Below are 16,283 nucleotides of genomic sequence, written 5' to 3'. Positions count from 1 at the left end.
CTCCCGAGAGAAGAGACCTCCATGGGCTACCAGCTCCGTCGCGATCTCCGCGAAGCACTGGGACCGGACATCACCGGTCTCCAGCGTGCGGTCGCCTTGGAGATCGCCGACGACGCCAACGACGACACCCGCGAAAGCATCGCGAAGATGGAAGACCTTGCCCGGTGGACCGGAGCGAAGGACCCCGTCGTCGTCCGCAACGCACTCAAGCGGCTCGCGGCGGCCGGCTGGGAGTTCCGCGTCCCGATCGGGAAGGGCAGGGACGGTCGAGTCCTCTACGCCGTACCCGGCATCCGCACCACGTTCAAGGTCCCTCCCTTCGAGGTCCAAGGGGTAGCCACCGCTACCTCTAAGGGGGAGCCACCGCTACCCCATGGGGGAGCCACGGCTACCCCTGCACCCCTCCAAGGGGTAGCCACGGCTCATTCAGAAGGAGCCACGGCTCACTCTGAAGGAGCCACGGCTACCCCCTACTCCTCACCCCCTCACTCCCCTCAAGAAGAAGAAGCCTCTTCCGCGCAAGGGGGAGCAGTAGCTACCCCTTCCTCGCCGACCCGTCAGATCACCGCCGACGAGAAGAAGGAGTTCGGCAACTTCTGGTCGCTCTACCCGAAGAGCAAGGACTACGACAGGACGCTCGAGGAGTGGACCACCGCCGTACTCGGCGGCGCAGACCCCCAGCAGATCACTACTGCCGCTGTCGCTTACGCCCGCGAGATGGCCGGCGAGCCCTTCCAGTACCTCAAGCACTCCGCCAACTGGATCCGCGACCGCCGCTACGAGGACAAGCACGCGCCCGACCCGAACGGCAGGCCCGTGCTCCGCGCCGTCGGGAGCCAGTGGACCGGCCCGAACCGCCCCCACCCCGCCACTGGAGCTGCCGCGCCCGCGCCCACCGCAGAGGACTACAAGAAAGCGAAGCCCTTCTGATGACGAACCCCGACGAGCGGCGAGCCCGCCACGACGCCGAACAGGCCGCCGCCCGCGCCGAGATCCGCAGCCAGACCCTTGACCGCTACCTCGCCCGCCGGCCCAAGGCCTTCGGTGCCGAAGGGGCCATCCGGCCCGAGATCACCGACTGGATCGACGGCTACCTCGACGGCTCCCACGCCTCCCTGCTGCTGCTGGGCGAGCCCGGCACCGGCAAGACCTGGCACCTGTGGAAGATCGGCGAGCTCCTGATCCGCCGCGGCTGGTACGGCCGCTACTACCTCGTCAGCGACTTCGAGTTCAAGGCCGCCGCCGACCGTCCCGTCGACCGCGAGCGGCTGCGGACCTGGGCCGAGGCGCCCCTCCTGGCCCTCGACGACCTGGGCGCCACTCAGCTCTACCCCTGGACCGTCGACGCCATCGCCCAGCTCATCGACGCCCGCTGGCAAAACCAGCTCCCCACCCTCATCTCCACCAACCTGCCGACCCTCGAGCCGCTCGGCCCGCGCACCATGTCCCGCTTCGCCGACGGCGGCTCCCAGTTCGCCACCTTCACCGGCACCGACTACAGGAAGGCCCACGCCGCATGATCACCGACCACGACGAGCCGCCCACAGACGACCAGGCAGAGCCCCCGTTCGACCTCGGGGCCGAGCAGTCCGTCCTCGGCGCCATGATCCTGTCCGACCGGGCAGGCGAAGAGATCGTCGAAATCCTCCAGCCCGAAGACTTCTACCGCCCCGCCCACGAAACGATCTACCGGGTACTCGTCGACCTCCACACCACCGGCGTGGCACACGACCCGATCGCCCTCATCAACCGGCTCGAGAAGGACGGCGAACTCGTCCGCTGCGGCGGCCGGCCCTACCCGTTCCAGCTCGTACACGCCGTCCCCACCGTCGCCAACGCCGAGTACCACGCCCTGATCGTCCGCGAGAAGGCCGCGCTGCGGAAGGTCCTCAGCGCCGCCCAGGGCATGGTCCAGGGGGTCCGCAGCGGGGAACGCAGCACCGAAGAAATCGTCCAGGACGCCTACGACACCCTCGAAGGACTCACCGGCCTCGACGACATCGGCTCCGACGACCTCTCGATCGGCCTCGACATCATGGACACGGTCGCCGAGGTCGTCGACATCCGGGAGAACGGCCCCAAGGAAGGGCTGCTCACCGGCTTCACCGACCTGGACGCACTAACCGGCGGCCTGCAGCCCGGCCAGTTCGTCCTCGTCGCCGCCCGCCCCGCGATGGGCAAGTCCGTCCTGGCCGGCGACTTCGCCCGCAATGCGGCCATCCGTAACGACGTCCCGACGGTGTTCTTCTCCCTGGAGATGGGCCGCAAGGAGCTCGAGAAGCGCTTCCTGGCCGCCCAGGCCCGCTACCCGCTGCACTGGATGAAAACCAAGGGCCCCCTCGACGACACCAGGATCATGAAGCTGATCGAGGCGGGCAAGGACATGCAGGCCTCCCCGCTGCACATCGTCGCCGACACCGGCGTCACCCTCGCCAAGATCCGCTCCCACTGCCGGCGCGTACAGCGCCGCCACGGCCTCGGCCTCGTCGTCATCGACTACCTGCAACTCATGGGCGGCGAAACCACCGGCCGCAACGACAACCGGCAGCAGGAAGTCTCCCGGATCAGCCGCGGACTCAAGACCCTCGCCATGGACCTGCAGGTCCCGATCGTCGCCCTCTCCCAGCTCAACCGCGGGCCCGAGCAGCGGCAGGACAAGAAGCCGATGGTCGCCGACCTCCGCGAGTCCGGATCCCTCGAGCAGGACGCCGACATCGTCATCCTCCTCCACCGCGAAGACGCCTACGAGTCGGAGTCCCCGCGGGCCGGCGAGGCCGACCTGATCGTCGCCAAGCACCGCAACGGGCCGACCGCGACCATCACCGTCGCCTTCCAGGGCCACTACTCCCGCTTTGTCGACATGGCCCAGACCTGACCGGAGGGACACCTGCCATGCGGTACCTCGACACCTGCCCGAGCTGCCTGGCCCGCGGGATACCGCCCGCGAAGGAGCTCCGCCGCGGCGACCAGATCGTCCACGGCTACATCTGCCGCTGCGGCCACCGCTGGGCCACCACCCGCTCCGCCGCCGCCTACACCACCCGCCGGAACCGACGCACGGAGGAAGCCGCATGATCACCGACCTGTTCGCCGGGATCGGCTGGGCCGAAGGGCTCGCCCCGCTCGGCCTGCACGAGACCGGCCTCGAGCTCGCCCCCGCCGCCTGCGCCACCCGCCGCGCCGCCGGCCACGCAACCGTCCAGGGCGACGTCACCGCCATGAACCCCGCCGACCACCGCGGCACCCGCGGCCTCATCGGCTCCCCGCCCTGCCCCGGCTTCGGCAAGTCCGGCAAGAAGCTCGGCCTGCGCGACCTGCCCCACGTCCACCAGGCCATCGACGACCTCGCCGCCGGCCGCGACACCCGGGCCGAACTCCACGCCCAGTGCCTCGACGAGCGGAGCATCCTCACCGCCGAACCCATGCGCTGGCTCCACGCCCTGCGCCCCGAATGGGTCGCCCTCGAGCAGGTGCCGTCCGTCCTGCCCGTCTGGGAGCACTACGCCCGCGTCCTCGACACCTGGGGCTACAGCACGGACACCGCCGTCATCGACGCCGCCGACTACGGGCTCGGCCAGCGCCGCCCCCGCGCCGTCCTCATCGCCTCCCGCACCGGCGAGGCGATGCTGCCCGCCCCGACACACGGCGGCCCCGGGCAGGCGCCGTACACGGCCATGGCCGAAGTCATCGGCTGGGGCTACACGCAGCGGCCCGCGCCGACCGTCACCGGAGGCGGCACCGCGACCGGCGGCGCCGAACCGTTCGGCAACGGCACCCGGCAGGCCATGCGCCGCCACATCGGCACCCCGCTGTGGAAGGACCGGGAGCTCGCGCATCTCCGGCCGACGATCGCCGAATGCGCCGCGCTGCAGGGCTTCCGCCCCGGGCTCCCGCTCCAGGGCCGCCAGGGCGAACAGCACCTGATCGTCGGCAACGCCGTCCCACCGCCGCTCGCCACCGCCGTCATATCCGCCGCTGCCGGAATCACTCAGCACGCCGCCCCCGCCGCCGCATGACCGCCGCCACGACCCCACCCAAGGAGACACACATGCAGCCGCTTCCCTACCACGACGACCGCCAGCAGCTCCGCCAGAGCCTCCTCGACGCGAGCCGCGACTACTTCCCGGCAACCGGAGCTGAGGGCGCCAACGCCGACCCGACGCTTCGCATGGCCTGCGTCCTCGGCTCCGGCTACGCGTACAACCTCGCCGCCGCGATCGAGTGGGTGGCGCGCAACGTGGGCGAGGAAGCCGCCGACGGCCTCGCCGAGTGGCTGTCCGACTCGCTGACCAACGGCGACGAAGACGGGCTCAACGAGGACCTGGACGCCGCCTGACCGCCCCGTGATGTACGACGGCCGCCCCGGGGCTATCGGGGCGGCCACCACCCAGCCTACGCACCAGAGGAGAAGCCCGATGACCCAGCCCTTCGAGTTCCCGCCCGGCCCGCAGATCGTGTACGTCACGGACATCGAGGGGGACACCCGACGCGTGCAGATCGTCGACCGGCGGGCGCCCGAGGACCCCCGAGATCGGGCGATCTGCCGGGCCCTGCTGCTCCACGCGCTGGCGCTTCTCGACGCGTCCGAGCCCACCGGCCCGAACGGGACCGCCCGATGACCCCCGCCCAGCTCTTGGCCGCCGACCGGGACGCCGTCATCGCCGGCAACCCCGACCTCGCCCGCCGTCTCGCCCACGCCCAGGACGTCCTCGCCCGCTACGACCGGCACGAGCACGACGACGAGACGGCCGTCGACCAAGCCCTCCGCGACATCGCCGTCCTCGCCGAAGCCACCGCCATCGCCCGCGCTGGCGGCCAGCCGTGACCGCCCGCCAGTGGTCGGAGCCGTGCGGCTGGGCGGACGACGCCGAGCTCGACCGGCAACTCGCCGAAGCCGACGCCGACGCGCAGGCGTTCGTCGACCTCCACGGCCCGCAGGAACGACTGTCGACCGCCTTCGACACCGACCCACCCCACGGCCTCGCCCGACCCGCCACCGCAGCACCCCGCCGCTTCAACCCCTACCAGCCCATCGAGAACGTCCTGGAGAAGACCCTGTGACCGGCCTACCAGCAGACCGCCGCTTCCTGACGCCCCGCCGGCTCGAGGTTCTCCGCCTTGCCGCGAACGGCTACACGAACGCCGACATCGCCCGAGAGCTCTGGATTAGCGAAGAGTCGGTCAAGTCCCACTTCCGACTCGCCTACGAGCAGTTGGGCGCGCGTGACCGGGCGAACGCCGTCGCGATCTGCCTCGTGCGAGGGCTCATCCATCCGCATGAGGTTCAGCTTCGGCCGCCGCAGCCCGCCCAGGAAGCGGCCCAGACGCCCGCCTCCCGGCCTGAGAGCTCGCCCAGGCGCCACGTTTCCAACCGACCCATCACAGGCCGTCAGGCGCCCGCACAGCCGATCCGCGACGAGAGGAACGCCGCATGAACGCCAACACGCCCCCGACAGGCGACTCCCCGGGGGCACAGAGCGCCCCGCAGCACGAGAACGACCGGAGCGGCGCCGACACGGGGAACGGGGCTCAGGCGGGCGCTGACGCCCTCCGCGACCAGATCGCCGCCGCGATCCGGGCCCGGGCAACGTTCGAATTCGGCACCCACGTCATCGGAGACGCAGAGCGGATCACCGACGCCGCGATGCAGGTCCGCGACACGGAGATGGAGCGACTCAAGCTCCTCGTCGCAGCGAGCAGCGAAGACGGCCACGCAGTCCGCACAGCCGCACGGAACGCCGCCGCCCTCGACCGCGTAAGGGACGCCTGCGCCCAGTTGCAGGCCGCCGCCCTCAACGCCGACGGCCAGCCACTCACCCTCCGCGACGACGGCATCTGCCAGGCCGTCCACCGTGTCCTCGCCGCCCTCGAGCAGGAGGAGCAGCAGTGAGCAGATACCGACTCGACGTGCCCGAGCTGTACGCCCACTTGGACCACAAGCGCACCCAGGCGGGCCGCTCGTGGCGGGACCTCGCAACCGAACTGGATCTGTCGGCCAGCGTCTTCAGTCGCATGAAGGACGGGTTCCGGCCCGACGCCGACGCTCTCGTGACCCTCATCGCCTGGCTCGACATGGACCTCGCCTACGTCACCCAGCCCAAGGAGCAGCAGTGACCGACCAGCCCGCCGTGAACGTCCACGCCATCCTCGTTGGCCTCCTCAGCGTCGCCCACACCCGCGACCAGGCAGAGCATGCAGCCCAGGAAGTCCTGAGCATGCACGCCCGCCAGATCAGGACCGAACACGCCACCAACCAGATCGCCTCTGCCCTCCACCGCAGCGCCGAGCAAGACGTCACCCGCGTCATCGAACTCGCCGACGCCTGGGCCCACCGGCCCGAACGGCACGAGGCGCTCCAGGAACTCCGCGCCGCGCTGCAGAGCGGGTGGCAGCAGTGAGCAGGCCCCGGAGCCGTGCCGAGCGACTGCGCGTAATGGTCCTCTGGGCCGACCAGACCGAGTGGCGGGAATGGGGCCGCTTCTCCAAGAACGTGCAGCGCACCTACGACGAAGCCACCGCCCTGGAGGCCCGCCCGGACGTCGCCGATGTCCGCATCGACCGCACGATCACGATCACCGAACAGCTCACCGTGGCCGAGATGCGCGCCGAACTCGCAGCCACACCCCCCCAGCCGGCTCCGACCCACAACCGGCAGCGCCCCCGCCCACCTCAACCAGCAGGAGCAGCAGTGACCGACCTCCACGGCTGGATCACCCAGCAAGTCGACCGGGCCGAGCAGGCCGCCCGGGACGCGACCGACGGGCCCTGGTGGGACGAACACCCAGCGGCACAGTGGGGCGAGGAGAAGGACTCAGAGCTCTCCGCCTCGGGCGGGCGGCTCGCAGTCTTCGACGCTGCCGCGAATGGCGTCCTCAACGCCATCCATGCCGCACTCCACAACCCGGACGCTGTCCTCCGCCGCTGCGAGGCCGACCGTCGCATCCTCGCCCGGCACCGCATGGATACGGCAGAGGCCGTCTGGTACGAGGCGACCATGTGCGTCGGCTGCGGCACCTACGGCGAGATGGACTACCCGTACACCGAAAACCTCGCCGACTGCCCCGAGCTGCTCGACCTCGCCCACGCGCACGGGCTCACCGACGACATCCTCGCCAGCCTCGACCGGCCCCAACCGCCGGAGCGACAGCCGTACACCCCGAGGCCTGAGCGGATCTGGCCCACCACCCCCATGGCCGACGTACCGCCCGCACTCCGCGGCCCCAACTGGAAGGCAGACCGATGAGCGACGCCTGTCCGTTCTGCGAGATCGTCGCCGGCCGCGCCCCGGCCACCATGGTCCGCGAGTGGTCCTGCACCATCGCGATCGTCCCGCTCAACCCCGTAGTTGACGGCCACACCCTGGTCATCCCGAAGCGCCACGTCCGCGACTTTGCCAGCGACCCCGAGGTGTCCGCCGACACCATGCGCCACGCCGCGCAGCTCATGCGGTGGACCGACCGGCCCATGAACCTCATCACCAGCCGGGGCGTGGAGGCGACCCAGTCGGTGTTCCACCTCCACCTGCACCTCGTGCCCCGCGCCAAGAACGACGGCCTCGCCCTGCCCTGGTACAGCGGCCGATCACGCCACTGACGCCCCTCCGCCTGACCGCACCCGCACCGCCCGAACGGAGAACGCCGTGAACCTCGCCTGCGCCCGCTGCTTCACCGACCTCTGGGCCGACGAACTGGGCCGCCAGCTCTGCCGCCCGTGCGAGGACCGGATAGCCGGCCACCTCGCCGCCATCAGCGGAACCCGCGGCCTGTACGCCCAGCTCGCCCACCACCTGGAGCGCGGCGCCAGCAGCGGCGGACCGGCAGTCTCCGGCAGCCGCACCGCACCCGTCCCGCTCCGCCTCGAGATCCTCAACCTGCAGACCGCTGGCGGGCCCGTCCTCGGCCCGCTCGAAACCTGGGTGCGGGACTGGGAGGCTCACGGCCACGCCCAACTCGGCGAAGGCGGCACGCTGCAGCAGCGCGTCGACCACGCCTGCCAGACACTCCGGTTCAACCTCGGGTGGGCCGCCCAGCAGCACACTGCCGTCGACGAGTTCGCTAAGGAAATCGCCAGCATCCACCGCGCCCTCACCGGTATCACCAGCGGGGAGAAGGCGCCCCGAACCATCCCCGTCGTCTGCGACTGCGGGCAGATCCTCCACGTCACCCTCGCCACCCGCAGCGAGACCTGCCCCGGGTGCGACATCCGGTACGGACACGAGGAGCTCTTCCGGCTCAACATGGCAGGCGAGCGGCGGGCGGCGGCATAGCTCAACGTCACGAGTCCGTCACGAGGCCATCAGGCAGTGCAGTCCGTCGCCATGATGCAACCCACGCACCAGCAAGGGGGGCGCCATGAACACCCGCACAGCCGCTCCGGCCATCCTGACGGTCGGTCTACTCCTCACCGCTTGCGGTACCCAGACCCAGCCATCTGCGGCAGATAAGCCAGCTGCCACGCCATCAGCCACAGCATCACCAACCGCAGACGCCGTCCAGCAAATGATCGAATGGCGAGACAGCGGCGGCTCCACCACCCTCAACACCCTCCTGACCGACCTCTCCGCCGTCGACGAGGACTCCCACCCCGTCGACCTCGCCGGCCTCCGCGACAGCTGCTCCACACTGACAGCCGACCTTGAGACTGCACGCGGCGGCACACCCATGCCTCACCCGCCCACAGCCCAGAGGTGGAACTTGACCCTCGACCACCTCGCGGCATCAGCCAAGGCCTGCACCGACGGCGCGGTCAGTGGAGACCAAGCCTCGTTCGACCTCATGGCGTCCGAGATGGACATCGGCATCAAGCACATGGAGGCAGTCACCAAGCACATCGGCGAACTCGCAGGGCAGTGACACAGGCGCCCCACCCGGATGATCGGGTGGGGCGCATTTCGTGCGTCCGGCTATCGGGGCAGCGCCTCGTCGAGGTACTCCTGTACGGGCCCGAACAGCCCGTAGGGCACGTAGCCGGGGATCTCGCCGTGCGCGACCCAGGCCACCTCAGCAAGCTCCTCGTCGTCGGCGACGTGCGCCTCGCCAGCCACGACCTCGGCCGCGGTGTACGACATCTCCCGGCCTGTCTTCGGGTGGACGCGCTGCCCGAGGAGCCGGATCGCCTTGACCTCGAGGCCGGTCTCCTCGAGCGTCTCCCGGACCGCGGCCTCCTCGGGTGTCTCGCCGACCTCGATGCCGCCAGCGGGGAACTGCCACATCAGCTCGCCCTCCTTCACGCGGCGACGGACCATGAGCACACGATCGCCCTGTACCACGATCGCGGCAGAGATGCCCGGCTTAGGGTCGGTCTGGTCGGTCATGCGAGCGCCTCCAGGATCGGCGGGAAGATGGTCTGCTCGGGAATGAACTTGGACAGCGACGCGATCGGCACCCAGGCGACGTCCGCGTTCTCGATCGGGTCCCGGTTCTCGGCCTCACCCATGAGGTACTCGGCGAGCTGATACTCCGCCAGGACGCCAGTCGTAGGGTGCACGCGTGATCCGAGGCTCATGCGGACCGTGCACCGCACGCCCGTCTCGGCGTGCGTCTCCTCGACGGCCACGACTGCGGGCGACGCGCCCGGCTTGACCATGCCGGCCGGGAACTGCCAGCTGAGGGAGTCGTCTCCGCGGCGGCAGACCAGCAGCACGTCCTGGCCGCGCACGACCACGGCGATAGCCACGCGGAGTGCCTGAGCCGGAACGGTCGGCGGCGCCGGACGAGCGAGGACGCTGAACCTTCGAAGCACAGAGGTGGGAGCCCTTTCGTAGACGGTGTCGAGGGCTTCCTGAATTTCGGGGCGCGGCACGGTATCCGGGCGCTGGTGCCAGCCGGCGACGGTGCGCACAGCGACGCCCAGCCGGTTAGCAAAGTCCTCGTTCGTCGCGCGGAGGGCTGCCTGCAGTGCGCAAGCGGTTCGCCCGGTCCACGTGTCGATGACGTCCACTGTCGAGGCTCCAGCCGGTCGGGTGCTGGGGAACTGCACTGGGATTGCACTTCGACTGCACTGCTACTGCATCAGCCGCTCATCGTGCCGCGGAGTCGGTGCGGCTTGACTCCAAGGCATGAAGATTCCGTCACACGCCGCGGGAGATTTGCTCGGCGCGCTGAGCGGTCACGCCGCCCATGATCTCGCCGATTTCCCGCCAGGTCTTGCCCTGCTCGTGCTTGAGCTGCATAGCGATGCCCTTGCGGACGTTCTTCAGTTGGGCGGCGAAGGCGGTCTCGGCGTGACGGGTTGCCTGGTAGCGCTCTACGGGGTCGTCGGTCGCCTCAAGGGTGCCGACAACTTCGGCGATCGCGGTGTCCAGGGCCTCTGTCATGTCCCGAGAGTAGGGGCGATTTCGACTCCTTTCAAGCCTGTGCTTGACGACGGCCCCTGGGTGCCCTACCTTTCAAATCAGAGCTTGAAAGCGCGGCTCACTCCTACCGGACCACGTCCGCCGAGCTGCGCAAACAACAAGACGGGCCGACGTGCTTGCGACTCCTACATCGCGCACACGCCGACCCGCCGACACCACCAAGGTCTGTAAAGGAGACCGAGATGGCTGAGCAGAAGCTTACCCAAGTGCACGCTCGCACCTTCCCCTCCCCGTCCCGCCGCCCCGTCGCGGCCGGCGTCAAGCGCGGCTCTGGCCCGCTGACCGTGGAGACCGTCACCTACCCGCCGCTCCCGACGGAGCCGGCCGCCCGCCGCCGCGCGATCAAGCAGCGGGGATGGTGACCATGTCGCCGCAGGAGATCGCCGACCAGCAGGCGGCTGACGCCCTCGCCGCCCAGCGCATCGCCGAGGCCATGGCTGCCAGTGCTGCCGCCGAGGCCGCACGCCAGGCCGTAGCCGCCCAGCAGGCCCAGCGCTAACCCCTCCCAGACCGCCGCGCCCGCGGCCCAACCCCCTGCCGCGGGTGCGGCACCCCCCTCCACCCCATCCCGGACTGACCACCCGAACGGAGATTCGCCATGCCCTTGTTCTCCCGTAAGCCCAAGCCGGCACCCAAGCCGCACCCGTCTTTGGAGGCTGTCGCAGCCGGCCTGGCGGCCTTCGCCGCCGACCTGCTCACCGGCGACCACCTCGCAGTCGTCATGGCAAGCGAGGGCGGCGAGATGCCGCTCGGCGCTGAGGAGTGGGCCGCCTACCCGACGGACCCGTGGCGCCTGGCTCGCCTCGCCCACTTCGGCGGCCCCTCGCCCGAGGAGCACCCCGAACTCGCCGCCACCGCCTGACCCTCCTCCCCGCCCGGTTTGACCACCCGAACGGAGTTCCGCCATGCCCGCTTTCACCCTGATCGCCGCCGACGACCCGATGCCGCAGGCCCTCGCCGAGGCTGAGGCCCGCATCCGCGGCAGCATCCTCGCCGACTACCTGACCGCCCGCCGCCGACGGGACCACTCCGCCGCCCTCGTCGCCGAGCAGCTCGCCGCGCAGGTCGACAACTCGACCCCGGACGGGCCCCGGCTGCTGGACGAGCTGTACGGCGCCAGTCTCGGCGACGTCGCCTGATGCCGGCCCGACGCGAACCCCGGGCCGCGGCGCCCCGGCCCACCTCCACCGGGATGTCCGGGCCGGGTCGCTGGAACCGCGAGACCGGTGCCCGGCCCCCAGCCCAGCCCGCATCCGAGACCCGCAAGCCCCGACCGGCTGCCAGCTGAAAGGACCGTCATGATCCGTGCCGCCCTCGTCGGCCTCGCGCTCGGCCTCGCGCTCCAGGGCGTGATCGAGCTCGCCGACCTCAACGCGTCGCTGGTGGCCTTCATGTTCCTTGCCACGGTCGCCGCCCCCTGGTTCCTCGACCTCGACATGCCCGGCATCGCCCCCGCGGCCTGACGGCTGCCCGCGCCGCCCCGCCCGACGGGACGGCAAGGGGAGCCGGACAGCCCGGCCCAGGAAGGACTGCCCATGGCCCGCAAGAAGGTCGCCGACAAGGTCGACGACGCAGCCGCCGCAGTGATCTACGCGGCCCAGAAGGTCGGCGGCAAGGCAGGCGAGCGAGCCGCCAATCGCGCCACTCACACCCTGCTCGGACGCCACTACTGCCCGCCCAACGAACAGTGCCGCATCTGCAAGGACTGACGGCTGCCTGTCCCTCCCGGGCCACCACCGGGAGGGGCTGGGAGCCGGGACAGACCCGGCCCAGGAAGGACAGCCGTGACCCACGAGCAGGCACTCAGCAAAGCGCAGGGCGCCACCCAGCGCGCGGAACAGCTCGCCGAGCGAGCCGAGGCCGCCGCCCAGGACAACGATTTCCGCCACAAGGCGCAGCCGCTCGCCGCCGCAGGCGCCCTGTGGGCCGACATCGCCCGCGCCTACACCTCCATCGCGGCAGCCCTGCCCGGGGCCGCCGCCAGTCAGTAGCAACACGCCTGACCGCCCGCACCCGGAAGGAAAGACCACCGTGAACACCGCCCTTGAGAAGGTCAACGGCCACACGCCGGACACCTCGCACGCCGAGTCGTGGGCGCGGGCCGGCATTGCCGACGCGGAAGCCGAGAGGGTTCGCGCCCTCACCGCCGCAGAGGTCGAGGAGCGGCGCATCAAGGCTGAGGCTGAGGCTGAGGCGGTCCGGATCACCGCCCGCGAGGAGGCCGAGAAGCTCCGTCTCGCGAACGAGCGCGCCGCGCTGCGCTTCAAGCGGGAGGAGGCCGAGCAGCTCGCGAAGATCGCCGACGCGAACCGCAAGAGGGAAGAGGCCGAACGACTCGCCGCCGCTGAGCGACAGGCCGCCGAGGAAGCAGCCCAGGAGAAGCTCGCAGCCGAGCAGGCAAGCGAGGCTGCGAGCGGACGGTGGCGGAACGTCGCCCTCGGTTTCTACGCCCTCTGCGCGGCAGTAGCCCTGCCCGTACAGATGGCCGCCTTCTACAAGCCCGACGCCAAGTACCTGCTCGTCGCCCCGGTCTTCATCGAGGTGATCGCGCTCGTGGCCCTCGTCGGAGCCGCCGCCGCCGTGACCGCCGGCCGCCCTCACTGGCACTACCGGCTCGTCGCCTGGGCCGGAGCCTTGACCGCGGCCACCATCAACATCGTCCACGGACTGGAGGCGTTCGACCCGGCGACCGCGTTCGGCACTGCTCTCGCCTCGATCGCCGGCCCCGGCATGTGGGACCTCCACGAGCACGGCCGGATCCGTCAGCGGGACGGCAAGCCGACCTGGCGTCAGCGGTGGCAGAAGCGCCGCGCCGAGGCGAAGGCATCCCGAGAGAAGGCGGAGGCGGAGCAGCGGGCGCGCGCCGAGAAGGAGGCCGCCCAGAAGGCGGCAGCGGAGGCTGCGGAGAAGCTCGCGGCTCAGCGTGCCGAGCTCTTTCCGAAGGTGTGGGAGCACGCAGTGAAGCTCGCCGCGGACCTCGGCGAGGTTGACCCGAACGTCGTCTGGGAGCGAGCCAAGCTCGACGTCGAAGGCGCCAAGCCGGGCGAGTCGGCGGACGTCATCCGCACCCGGAACGCCGCCCAGCGCCGCGTCCTCGCGGCCCGCTCCGAAGCCCCCGGAGAGAAGCCGGTCAAGGCCGCATCGTCGCAGCGTGCGATCCAAGTGAAGGCTCCTCGAGGCGCCTCCTCGTACAGGCCCACGCCGCCTCGTCGCACGAAGGGCGACACCCCCAAGTTCCACCGCGTCGCGCGGTCTCTCGCCGCCGACGCCAAGCGTCAGTCCATCGCCGCAACCACTACCGAGCAGGAGTCCTGATGACCTTCCCGCCCCCGCCCCGGCACGCCCCGAGCAACGGCAGCCCGCAGACGCAGAAGAACGTCAACAAGACCCGCGTAGGCGGAGGGTTCAACCCTTCACTGAACCTCACCGTCAACGAGAAGCAGGCCGGCCCCCCGACCGTCGGCCAGAGCCCCGCCGCAGGCAGCCGCACCGGGACCGGCGGAAAGATCCCCGGCTCGGACTTCATGTCCAACGAGGACATCCGCGCCTTCTGCGAGTACCTCCGCAAGGAGGCGCGGAACCGGGCCACCGAGCGGGCCATGGACGCCGACCACCTCGAGGCCGTCCTCAAGACCATCCCCGATCTCGGGGGGAGCCTCGGCGGCGCCCGTGCTCGTGCCCGTCGCGTCTCGCGCTGGATGAAGAAGATCGCGGCAGCCGAGAAGAACATCCAGAAGTACGCCGCCAGTGTCTACGCCACCTTCGAGCGCGAGTACGAGTCCGACCTCCGCAAGATCGGCAAGGCCCGCCACCAGGTCAAGCCCAGCCGCAACTTCGGCTGGCGCTAACCCCCGACACCAAGCAGGAGAACCCCCGTGGCTGACAGCCTCAAGGCCGACCTGTGGAAGGCCACCAAGCACCCCCGCATGCGGCCCTGGCTCACTGTGGCTGCGGAAGTCCCCGCCACCTTCGCCGCCCACCAGGCATGGGGCGAATCCCCGATCGCGGCGGTCGGCCTGACCGTCGCGGCCGGCGCCCTCACCGCCGCGACCTGGTGGGCCGGCATGGGCACCAAGCCCGCCCGCCGCATCCACGCCACCCTGTCCACCGCCGCCGGCACCTCGTACCTGGTTGTCGGCACGGTCGGCGACCCGTTCAATCCCGCCTTGCTGTCCACGCTGGTCATCGGCGGCGCCGTCGCCGCCGGGTCGTGGAACATCCGGCAAGCACTGCGCGTCAACCCCGACTCCGAGAAGGGCGCTGGCGCCGTAGAGACCGGCGTGCTCGTCAAGGCTATCGGCGACGCCAAGGTCGCCCTGCGCTCCAAGCCCAAGGTCGAACCGAACAAGGTCACCGCGCCGCTGCAACTCGCCGCCGGCCAGGTCACCTCCGACGACCTCGGCAACCGCATCAAGCACATCGCCGGCGAACTCGGCGTATCACCGACCAGCATCCGCATCGTCCCCGACCCCGACCGGGCCGACCAAGCCACCCTCGTCGTCGTCCCCAAGGACGAACTGAAGACCAGCACCGTCTGGCCTGGCCCCTCCAGCCCCGGCGGCTCCATCACCGAGCCCATCGTCATCGGCATTTACGAAGACGGCCAGCAGGCCATCCTCTGGTTCCCGTTCGACGAACACACCAAGAGGAACGCCACCCACTTCCTCGTAGCAGGAATGAACGGCTCGGCCAAGTCAACCGGACTGTCCGTCGTCGCCACGGAAGTCCTCACCAGGCGTGACGTGGTCATTTGGGCCGTTGACCCGTCAAAGGGTCAGCAGACCTTCGCCCCGTTCCTGCCCTACCTGGACTGGGTGGAGATGACCACGGCCGGCGGCGAGCGGATGATCGACGCTCTGACCAACGTCATCACCGCCCGCGCCAACGAGCTCGGACGCCACGGCTTCAAGAACTGGACCCCCGAGGCATTCGAGAAGCTGGGCATGCCGTACATGGTCGTCTGGATCGAGGAAGCCGCCAAGTTCTTCCGAAACGGCACCGAGATGGAGGGCCTCGTCATGGAGGCCCGTTCCGCCGGGATCAGCGTGGAGATCAGCCTTCAGCGGCCGTCGTCCACCTCCATGCCCACCGACGTGCGCGAACAACTCGGGGGCGTCCTGTGCTTCGGAGTGAAGGGCTCCACCACCGCGGACATGGCCCTGCCGGACGACGTTCGCGATGCCGGCGCCCGGCCCGAAGCCTGGGAGAACCGCAAGCCCGGCTACGCCTACCTCGTCGCCCCCGGCATCGACGAGGAGCGATACGCCACCCCGCTGCGGACCTACCTCATCGACGATGAGCAGATCAGCGGCACGCTCGCCGTCTTGCCCCGAACCCCCATCGACCCCGTCACCGCCCAGGCCGCAGGCGAGGCCTACGCCAACCGCAACCGCTACGACACCGAACAGAGCCTGACCGCCGACGACAGCCCGCGACAGGAGACCGCCACCATGAACGCCGACCAGACCGAGGCAGCAGAGAAGGAGCTCATCGAGAAGCAGGTCGCCCGTGAGATCGACGCAGCGGTCGGCGACGACCCCGATGACGACGGGTTCGTCCCCGACGTCGACGCGGAGCAAGAGATCCCGCCCGCCGCCGAAACGTGGTCGTTCGGGCCGGGGGGGCCTCAGCGGGAGGAGAACACCCCCGAGGCGGGCATGGCCGCCCTGATGGCCATGCTCGACGAGTTCCGGGCCGAAGAGCGTGAGTTCGTCGGCCCGAAGGACTTCGGCCCGTTCGGCAAGGGCGAGCGCATCGGGCGGTCCCGTCCCTGGGTGTCAGAAGCCCTCGGGGAGCTGTCAGACGCTGGAATCCACCTGTCAGAAACCGAGCAGGCGGGCGTCTACCGGCTCCTCTACCCGGAGATGGCCGACGCCTGACACCCGGGGCGTCAGCACTGACACCCCATCTGACCTGCAGTGACACCGTT

The 16,283-nt window shown here is 70.4% G+C and carries 30 protein-coding genes; 27 read left to right on the top strand and 3 right to left on the bottom strand.

Going from position 1 to position 16,283, the window contains the following annotated elements:
• Positions 1-21: 21 nt before the first annotated feature.
• From ACZ6C1_RS29745 to ACZ6C1_RS29665, 17 genes are all read left to right on the top strand, one after another.
• The gene (locus tag ACZ6C1_RS29745; protein WP_469245008.1) at positions 22-930 is read left to right on the top strand and encodes a hypothetical protein; all 909 of its coding nucleotides are present in this window, start codon (positions 22-24) and stop codon (positions 928-930) included.
• The gene (locus ACZ6C1_RS29740) at positions 930-1,520 is read left to right on the top strand and encodes an ATP-binding protein (RefSeq protein WP_469245006.1); all 591 of its coding nucleotides are present in this window, start codon (positions 930-932) and stop codon (positions 1,518-1,520) included. Before ACZ6C1_RS29745 ends, ACZ6C1_RS29740 begins: the two co-directional genes overlap by 1 nt.
• Positions 1,517-2,875: a replicative DNA helicase gene (dnaB, locus tag ACZ6C1_RS29735; RefSeq protein ID WP_469245005.1), complete on the top strand. Its 1,359-nt coding sequence runs from the start codon at positions 1,517-1,519 to the stop codon at positions 2,873-2,875. The genes ACZ6C1_RS29740 and dnaB overlap by 4 nt, the downstream gene beginning before the upstream one ends.
• 17 nt (positions 2,876-2,892) lie before the next feature.
• Positions 2,893-3,075, top strand: coding sequence for a hypothetical protein (locus tag ACZ6C1_RS29730; protein ID WP_469245003.1), 183 nt, complete (start codon positions 2,893-2,895; stop codon positions 3,073-3,075).
• Positions 3,072-4,016, top strand: coding sequence for a DNA cytosine methyltransferase (locus ACZ6C1_RS29725; RefSeq protein WP_469245001.1), 945 nt, complete (start codon positions 3,072-3,074; stop codon positions 4,014-4,016). Before ACZ6C1_RS29730 ends, ACZ6C1_RS29725 begins: the two co-directional genes overlap by 4 nt.
• Positions 4,017-4,048: 32 nt before the next feature.
• Positions 4,049-4,336, top strand: a complete 288-nt coding sequence (locus ACZ6C1_RS29720) for a hypothetical protein (protein ID WP_469244999.1) — start codon at positions 4,049-4,051, stop codon at positions 4,334-4,336.
• A 79-nt stretch (positions 4,337-4,415) separates the two neighbouring features.
• Complete coding sequence (locus tag ACZ6C1_RS29715) at positions 4,416-4,619, top strand: hypothetical protein (RefSeq protein WP_469244997.1); 204 nt, start codon at positions 4,416-4,418, stop codon at positions 4,617-4,619.
• On the top strand, positions 4,616-4,825 hold the full coding sequence (locus ACZ6C1_RS29710; protein WP_469244995.1) for a hypothetical protein: 210 nt from the start codon (positions 4,616-4,618) through the stop codon (positions 4,823-4,825). Before ACZ6C1_RS29715 ends, ACZ6C1_RS29710 begins: the two co-directional genes overlap by 4 nt.
• Entirely contained in the window at positions 4,822-5,061 is a 240-nt protein-coding gene (locus tag ACZ6C1_RS29705; RefSeq protein WP_469244993.1) for a hypothetical protein, read from the top strand. Before ACZ6C1_RS29710 ends, ACZ6C1_RS29705 begins: the two co-directional genes overlap by 4 nt.
• The gene (locus tag ACZ6C1_RS29700) at positions 5,058-5,435 is read left to right on the top strand and encodes a response regulator transcription factor (protein WP_469244991.1); all 378 of its coding nucleotides are present in this window, start codon (positions 5,058-5,060) and stop codon (positions 5,433-5,435) included. The genes ACZ6C1_RS29705 and ACZ6C1_RS29700 overlap by 4 nt, the downstream gene beginning before the upstream one ends.
• A complete protein-coding gene (locus ACZ6C1_RS29695; RefSeq protein WP_469244989.1) occupies positions 5,432-5,890 on the top strand; it encodes a hypothetical protein in 459 nt (152 codons plus the stop codon). Before ACZ6C1_RS29700 ends, ACZ6C1_RS29695 begins: the two co-directional genes overlap by 4 nt.
• Positions 5,887-6,114, top strand: coding sequence for a hypothetical protein (locus ACZ6C1_RS29690; RefSeq protein ID WP_469244987.1), 228 nt, complete (start codon positions 5,887-5,889; stop codon positions 6,112-6,114). The genes ACZ6C1_RS29695 and ACZ6C1_RS29690 overlap by 4 nt, the downstream gene beginning before the upstream one ends.
• Positions 6,111-6,398 (top strand): hypothetical protein, encoded by a 288-nt coding sequence (locus ACZ6C1_RS29685; protein WP_469244985.1) that lies wholly within the window; start codon positions 6,111-6,113, stop codon positions 6,396-6,398. The genes ACZ6C1_RS29690 and ACZ6C1_RS29685 overlap by 4 nt, the downstream gene beginning before the upstream one ends.
• Complete coding sequence (locus tag ACZ6C1_RS29680) at positions 6,395-7,243, top strand: DUF6221 family protein (RefSeq protein WP_469244984.1); 849 nt, start codon at positions 6,395-6,397, stop codon at positions 7,241-7,243. The genes ACZ6C1_RS29685 and ACZ6C1_RS29680 overlap by 4 nt, the downstream gene beginning before the upstream one ends.
• On the top strand, positions 7,240-7,593 hold the full coding sequence (locus tag ACZ6C1_RS29675) for an HIT family protein (protein ID WP_469244982.1): 354 nt from the start codon (positions 7,240-7,242) through the stop codon (positions 7,591-7,593). The genes ACZ6C1_RS29680 and ACZ6C1_RS29675 overlap by 4 nt, the downstream gene beginning before the upstream one ends.
• A 46-nt stretch (positions 7,594-7,639) precedes the next feature.
• The gene (locus tag ACZ6C1_RS29670) at positions 7,640-8,266 is read left to right on the top strand and encodes a hypothetical protein (protein ID WP_469244980.1); all 627 of its coding nucleotides are present in this window, start codon (positions 7,640-7,642) and stop codon (positions 8,264-8,266) included.
• 85 nt (positions 8,267-8,351) lie between these two features.
• Positions 8,352-8,852, top strand: a complete 501-nt coding sequence (locus tag ACZ6C1_RS29665; protein WP_469244978.1) for a hypothetical protein — start codon at positions 8,352-8,354, stop codon at positions 8,850-8,852.
• A gap of 50 nt (positions 8,853-8,902) precedes the next feature.
• Here the strand turns inward: ACZ6C1_RS29665 and ACZ6C1_RS29660 are convergent, their stop codons facing one another.
• The 3 genes from ACZ6C1_RS29660 to ACZ6C1_RS29650 all read right to left on the bottom strand — a co-directional run bounded on the left by ACZ6C1_RS29660 (position 8,903) and on the right by ACZ6C1_RS29650 (position 10,315).
• Positions 8,903-9,313 (bottom strand): NUDIX hydrolase, encoded by a 411-nt coding sequence (locus ACZ6C1_RS29660; protein WP_469244976.1) that lies wholly within the window; start codon positions 9,311-9,313, stop codon positions 8,903-8,905.
• Positions 9,310-9,939: an NUDIX hydrolase gene (locus ACZ6C1_RS29655; RefSeq protein WP_469244974.1), complete on the bottom strand. Its 630-nt coding sequence runs from the start codon at positions 9,937-9,939 to the stop codon at positions 9,310-9,312. The genes ACZ6C1_RS29660 and ACZ6C1_RS29655 overlap by 4 nt, the downstream gene beginning before the upstream one ends.
• Positions 9,940-10,069: 130 nt before the next feature.
• Positions 10,070-10,315, bottom strand: a complete 246-nt coding sequence (locus tag ACZ6C1_RS29650; protein WP_469244973.1) for a hypothetical protein — start codon at positions 10,313-10,315, stop codon at positions 10,070-10,072.
• A 221-nt stretch (positions 10,316-10,536) separates the two neighbouring features.
• Here ACZ6C1_RS29650 and ACZ6C1_RS29645 point away from each other — a divergent pair, with 221 nt between their 5' ends.
• The 10 genes from ACZ6C1_RS29645 to traB all read left to right on the top strand — a co-directional run bounded on the left by ACZ6C1_RS29645 (position 10,537) and on the right by traB (position 16,233).
• Positions 10,537-10,716: a hypothetical protein gene (locus ACZ6C1_RS29645; RefSeq protein ID WP_469244971.1), complete on the top strand. Its 180-nt coding sequence runs from the start codon at positions 10,537-10,539 to the stop codon at positions 10,714-10,716.
• Positions 10,710-10,853, top strand: coding sequence for a hypothetical protein (locus ACZ6C1_RS29640; RefSeq protein ID WP_469244969.1), 144 nt, complete (start codon positions 10,710-10,712; stop codon positions 10,851-10,853). The genes ACZ6C1_RS29645 and ACZ6C1_RS29640 overlap by 7 nt, the downstream gene beginning before the upstream one ends.
• Positions 10,854-10,952: 99 nt before the next feature.
• The gene (locus ACZ6C1_RS29635; protein WP_469244968.1) at positions 10,953-11,216 is read left to right on the top strand and encodes a hypothetical protein; all 264 of its coding nucleotides are present in this window, start codon (positions 10,953-10,955) and stop codon (positions 11,214-11,216) included.
• A gap of 43 nt (positions 11,217-11,259) precedes the next feature.
• A complete protein-coding gene (locus ACZ6C1_RS29630) occupies positions 11,260-11,493 on the top strand; it encodes a hypothetical protein (RefSeq protein ID WP_469244967.1) in 234 nt (77 codons plus the stop codon).
• A gap of 159 nt (positions 11,494-11,652) precedes the next feature.
• On the top strand, positions 11,653-11,817 hold the full coding sequence (locus ACZ6C1_RS29625; protein ID WP_469244966.1) for a hypothetical protein: 165 nt from the start codon (positions 11,653-11,655) through the stop codon (positions 11,815-11,817).
• A 72-nt stretch (positions 11,818-11,889) separates the two neighbouring features.
• Positions 11,890-12,063, top strand: coding sequence for a hypothetical protein (locus ACZ6C1_RS29620; RefSeq protein ID WP_469244965.1), 174 nt, complete (start codon positions 11,890-11,892; stop codon positions 12,061-12,063).
• 75 nt (positions 12,064-12,138) lie between these two features.
• On the top strand, positions 12,139-12,345 hold the full coding sequence (locus ACZ6C1_RS29615; protein ID WP_469244964.1) for a hypothetical protein: 207 nt from the start codon (positions 12,139-12,141) through the stop codon (positions 12,343-12,345).
• Between the two features lie 40 nt (positions 12,346-12,385).
• Entirely contained in the window at positions 12,386-13,669 is a 1,284-nt protein-coding gene (locus ACZ6C1_RS29610; protein WP_469244963.1) for a hypothetical protein, read from the top strand.
• On the top strand, positions 13,669-14,202 hold the full coding sequence (gene traA, locus ACZ6C1_RS29605; RefSeq protein WP_469244962.1) for a plasmid transfer protein TraA: 534 nt from the start codon (positions 13,669-13,671) through the stop codon (positions 14,200-14,202). Before ACZ6C1_RS29610 ends, traA begins: the two co-directional genes overlap by 1 nt.
• Positions 14,203-14,229: 27 nt before the next feature.
• A complete protein-coding gene (traB, locus tag ACZ6C1_RS29600) occupies positions 14,230-16,233 on the top strand; it encodes a plasmid transfer protein TraB (RefSeq protein WP_469244961.1) in 2,004 nt (667 codons plus the stop codon).
• Positions 16,234-16,283 lie beyond the last annotated feature (50 nt).

The organism is Streptomyces sp. NPDC041796 (assembly GCF_055590785.1).
The sequence above is the reverse complement of the archived record's forward strand: the minus strand, read 5'-3'. Positions and strand labels throughout refer to the sequence as shown.

Excerpts from the sequence above, each read along its gene's own strand:
- ACZ6C1_RS29745 (WP_469245008.1), top strand. The coding sequence starts at position 22 with ATGGGCTACCAGCTCCGTCGCGATCTCCGCGAAGCACTGGGACCGGAC.
- ACZ6C1_RS29740 (WP_469245006.1), top strand. The coding sequence starts at position 930 with ATGACGAACCCCGACGAGCGGCGAGCCCGCCACGACGCCGAACAGGCC.
- dnaB (WP_469245005.1), top strand. The coding sequence starts at position 1,517 with ATGATCACCGACCACGACGAGCCGCCCACAGACGACCAGGCAGAGCCC.
- ACZ6C1_RS29730 (WP_469245003.1), top strand. The coding sequence starts at position 2,893 with ATGCGGTACCTCGACACCTGCCCGAGCTGCCTGGCCCGCGGGATACCG.
- ACZ6C1_RS29725 (WP_469245001.1), top strand. The coding sequence starts at position 3,072 with ATGATCACCGACCTGTTCGCCGGGATCGGCTGGGCCGAAGGGCTCGCC.
- ACZ6C1_RS29720 (WP_469244999.1), top strand. The coding sequence starts at position 4,049 with ATGCAGCCGCTTCCCTACCACGACGACCGCCAGCAGCTCCGCCAGAGC.
- ACZ6C1_RS29715 (WP_469244997.1), top strand. The coding sequence starts at position 4,416 with ATGACCCAGCCCTTCGAGTTCCCGCCCGGCCCGCAGATCGTGTACGTC.
- ACZ6C1_RS29710 (WP_469244995.1), top strand. The coding sequence starts at position 4,616 with ATGACCCCCGCCCAGCTCTTGGCCGCCGACCGGGACGCCGTCATCGCC.
- ACZ6C1_RS29695 (WP_469244989.1), top strand. The coding sequence starts at position 5,432 with ATGAACGCCAACACGCCCCCGACAGGCGACTCCCCGGGGGCACAGAGC.
- ACZ6C1_RS29675 (WP_469244982.1), top strand. The coding sequence starts at position 7,240 with ATGAGCGACGCCTGTCCGTTCTGCGAGATCGTCGCCGGCCGCGCCCCG.
- ACZ6C1_RS29665 (WP_469244978.1), top strand. The coding sequence starts at position 8,352 with ATGAACACCCGCACAGCCGCTCCGGCCATCCTGACGGTCGGTCTACTC.
- ACZ6C1_RS29660 (WP_469244976.1), bottom strand. The coding sequence starts at position 9,313 with ATGACCGACCAGACCGACCCTAAGCCGGGCATCTCTGCCGCGATCGTG.
- ACZ6C1_RS29650 (WP_469244973.1), bottom strand. The coding sequence starts at position 10,315 with ATGACAGAGGCCCTGGACACCGCGATCGCCGAAGTTGTCGGCACCCTT.
- ACZ6C1_RS29645 (WP_469244971.1), top strand. The coding sequence starts at position 10,537 with ATGGCTGAGCAGAAGCTTACCCAAGTGCACGCTCGCACCTTCCCCTCC.
- ACZ6C1_RS29640 (WP_469244969.1), top strand. The coding sequence starts at position 10,710 with ATGGTGACCATGTCGCCGCAGGAGATCGCCGACCAGCAGGCGGCTGAC.
- ACZ6C1_RS29635 (WP_469244968.1), top strand. The coding sequence starts at position 10,953 with ATGCCCTTGTTCTCCCGTAAGCCCAAGCCGGCACCCAAGCCGCACCCG.
- ACZ6C1_RS29630 (WP_469244967.1), top strand. The coding sequence starts at position 11,260 with ATGCCCGCTTTCACCCTGATCGCCGCCGACGACCCGATGCCGCAGGCC.
- ACZ6C1_RS29625 (WP_469244966.1), top strand. The coding sequence starts at position 11,653 with ATGATCCGTGCCGCCCTCGTCGGCCTCGCGCTCGGCCTCGCGCTCCAG.
- ACZ6C1_RS29620 (WP_469244965.1), top strand. The coding sequence starts at position 11,890 with ATGGCCCGCAAGAAGGTCGCCGACAAGGTCGACGACGCAGCCGCCGCA.
- traA (WP_469244962.1), top strand. The coding sequence starts at position 13,669 with ATGACCTTCCCGCCCCCGCCCCGGCACGCCCCGAGCAACGGCAGCCCG.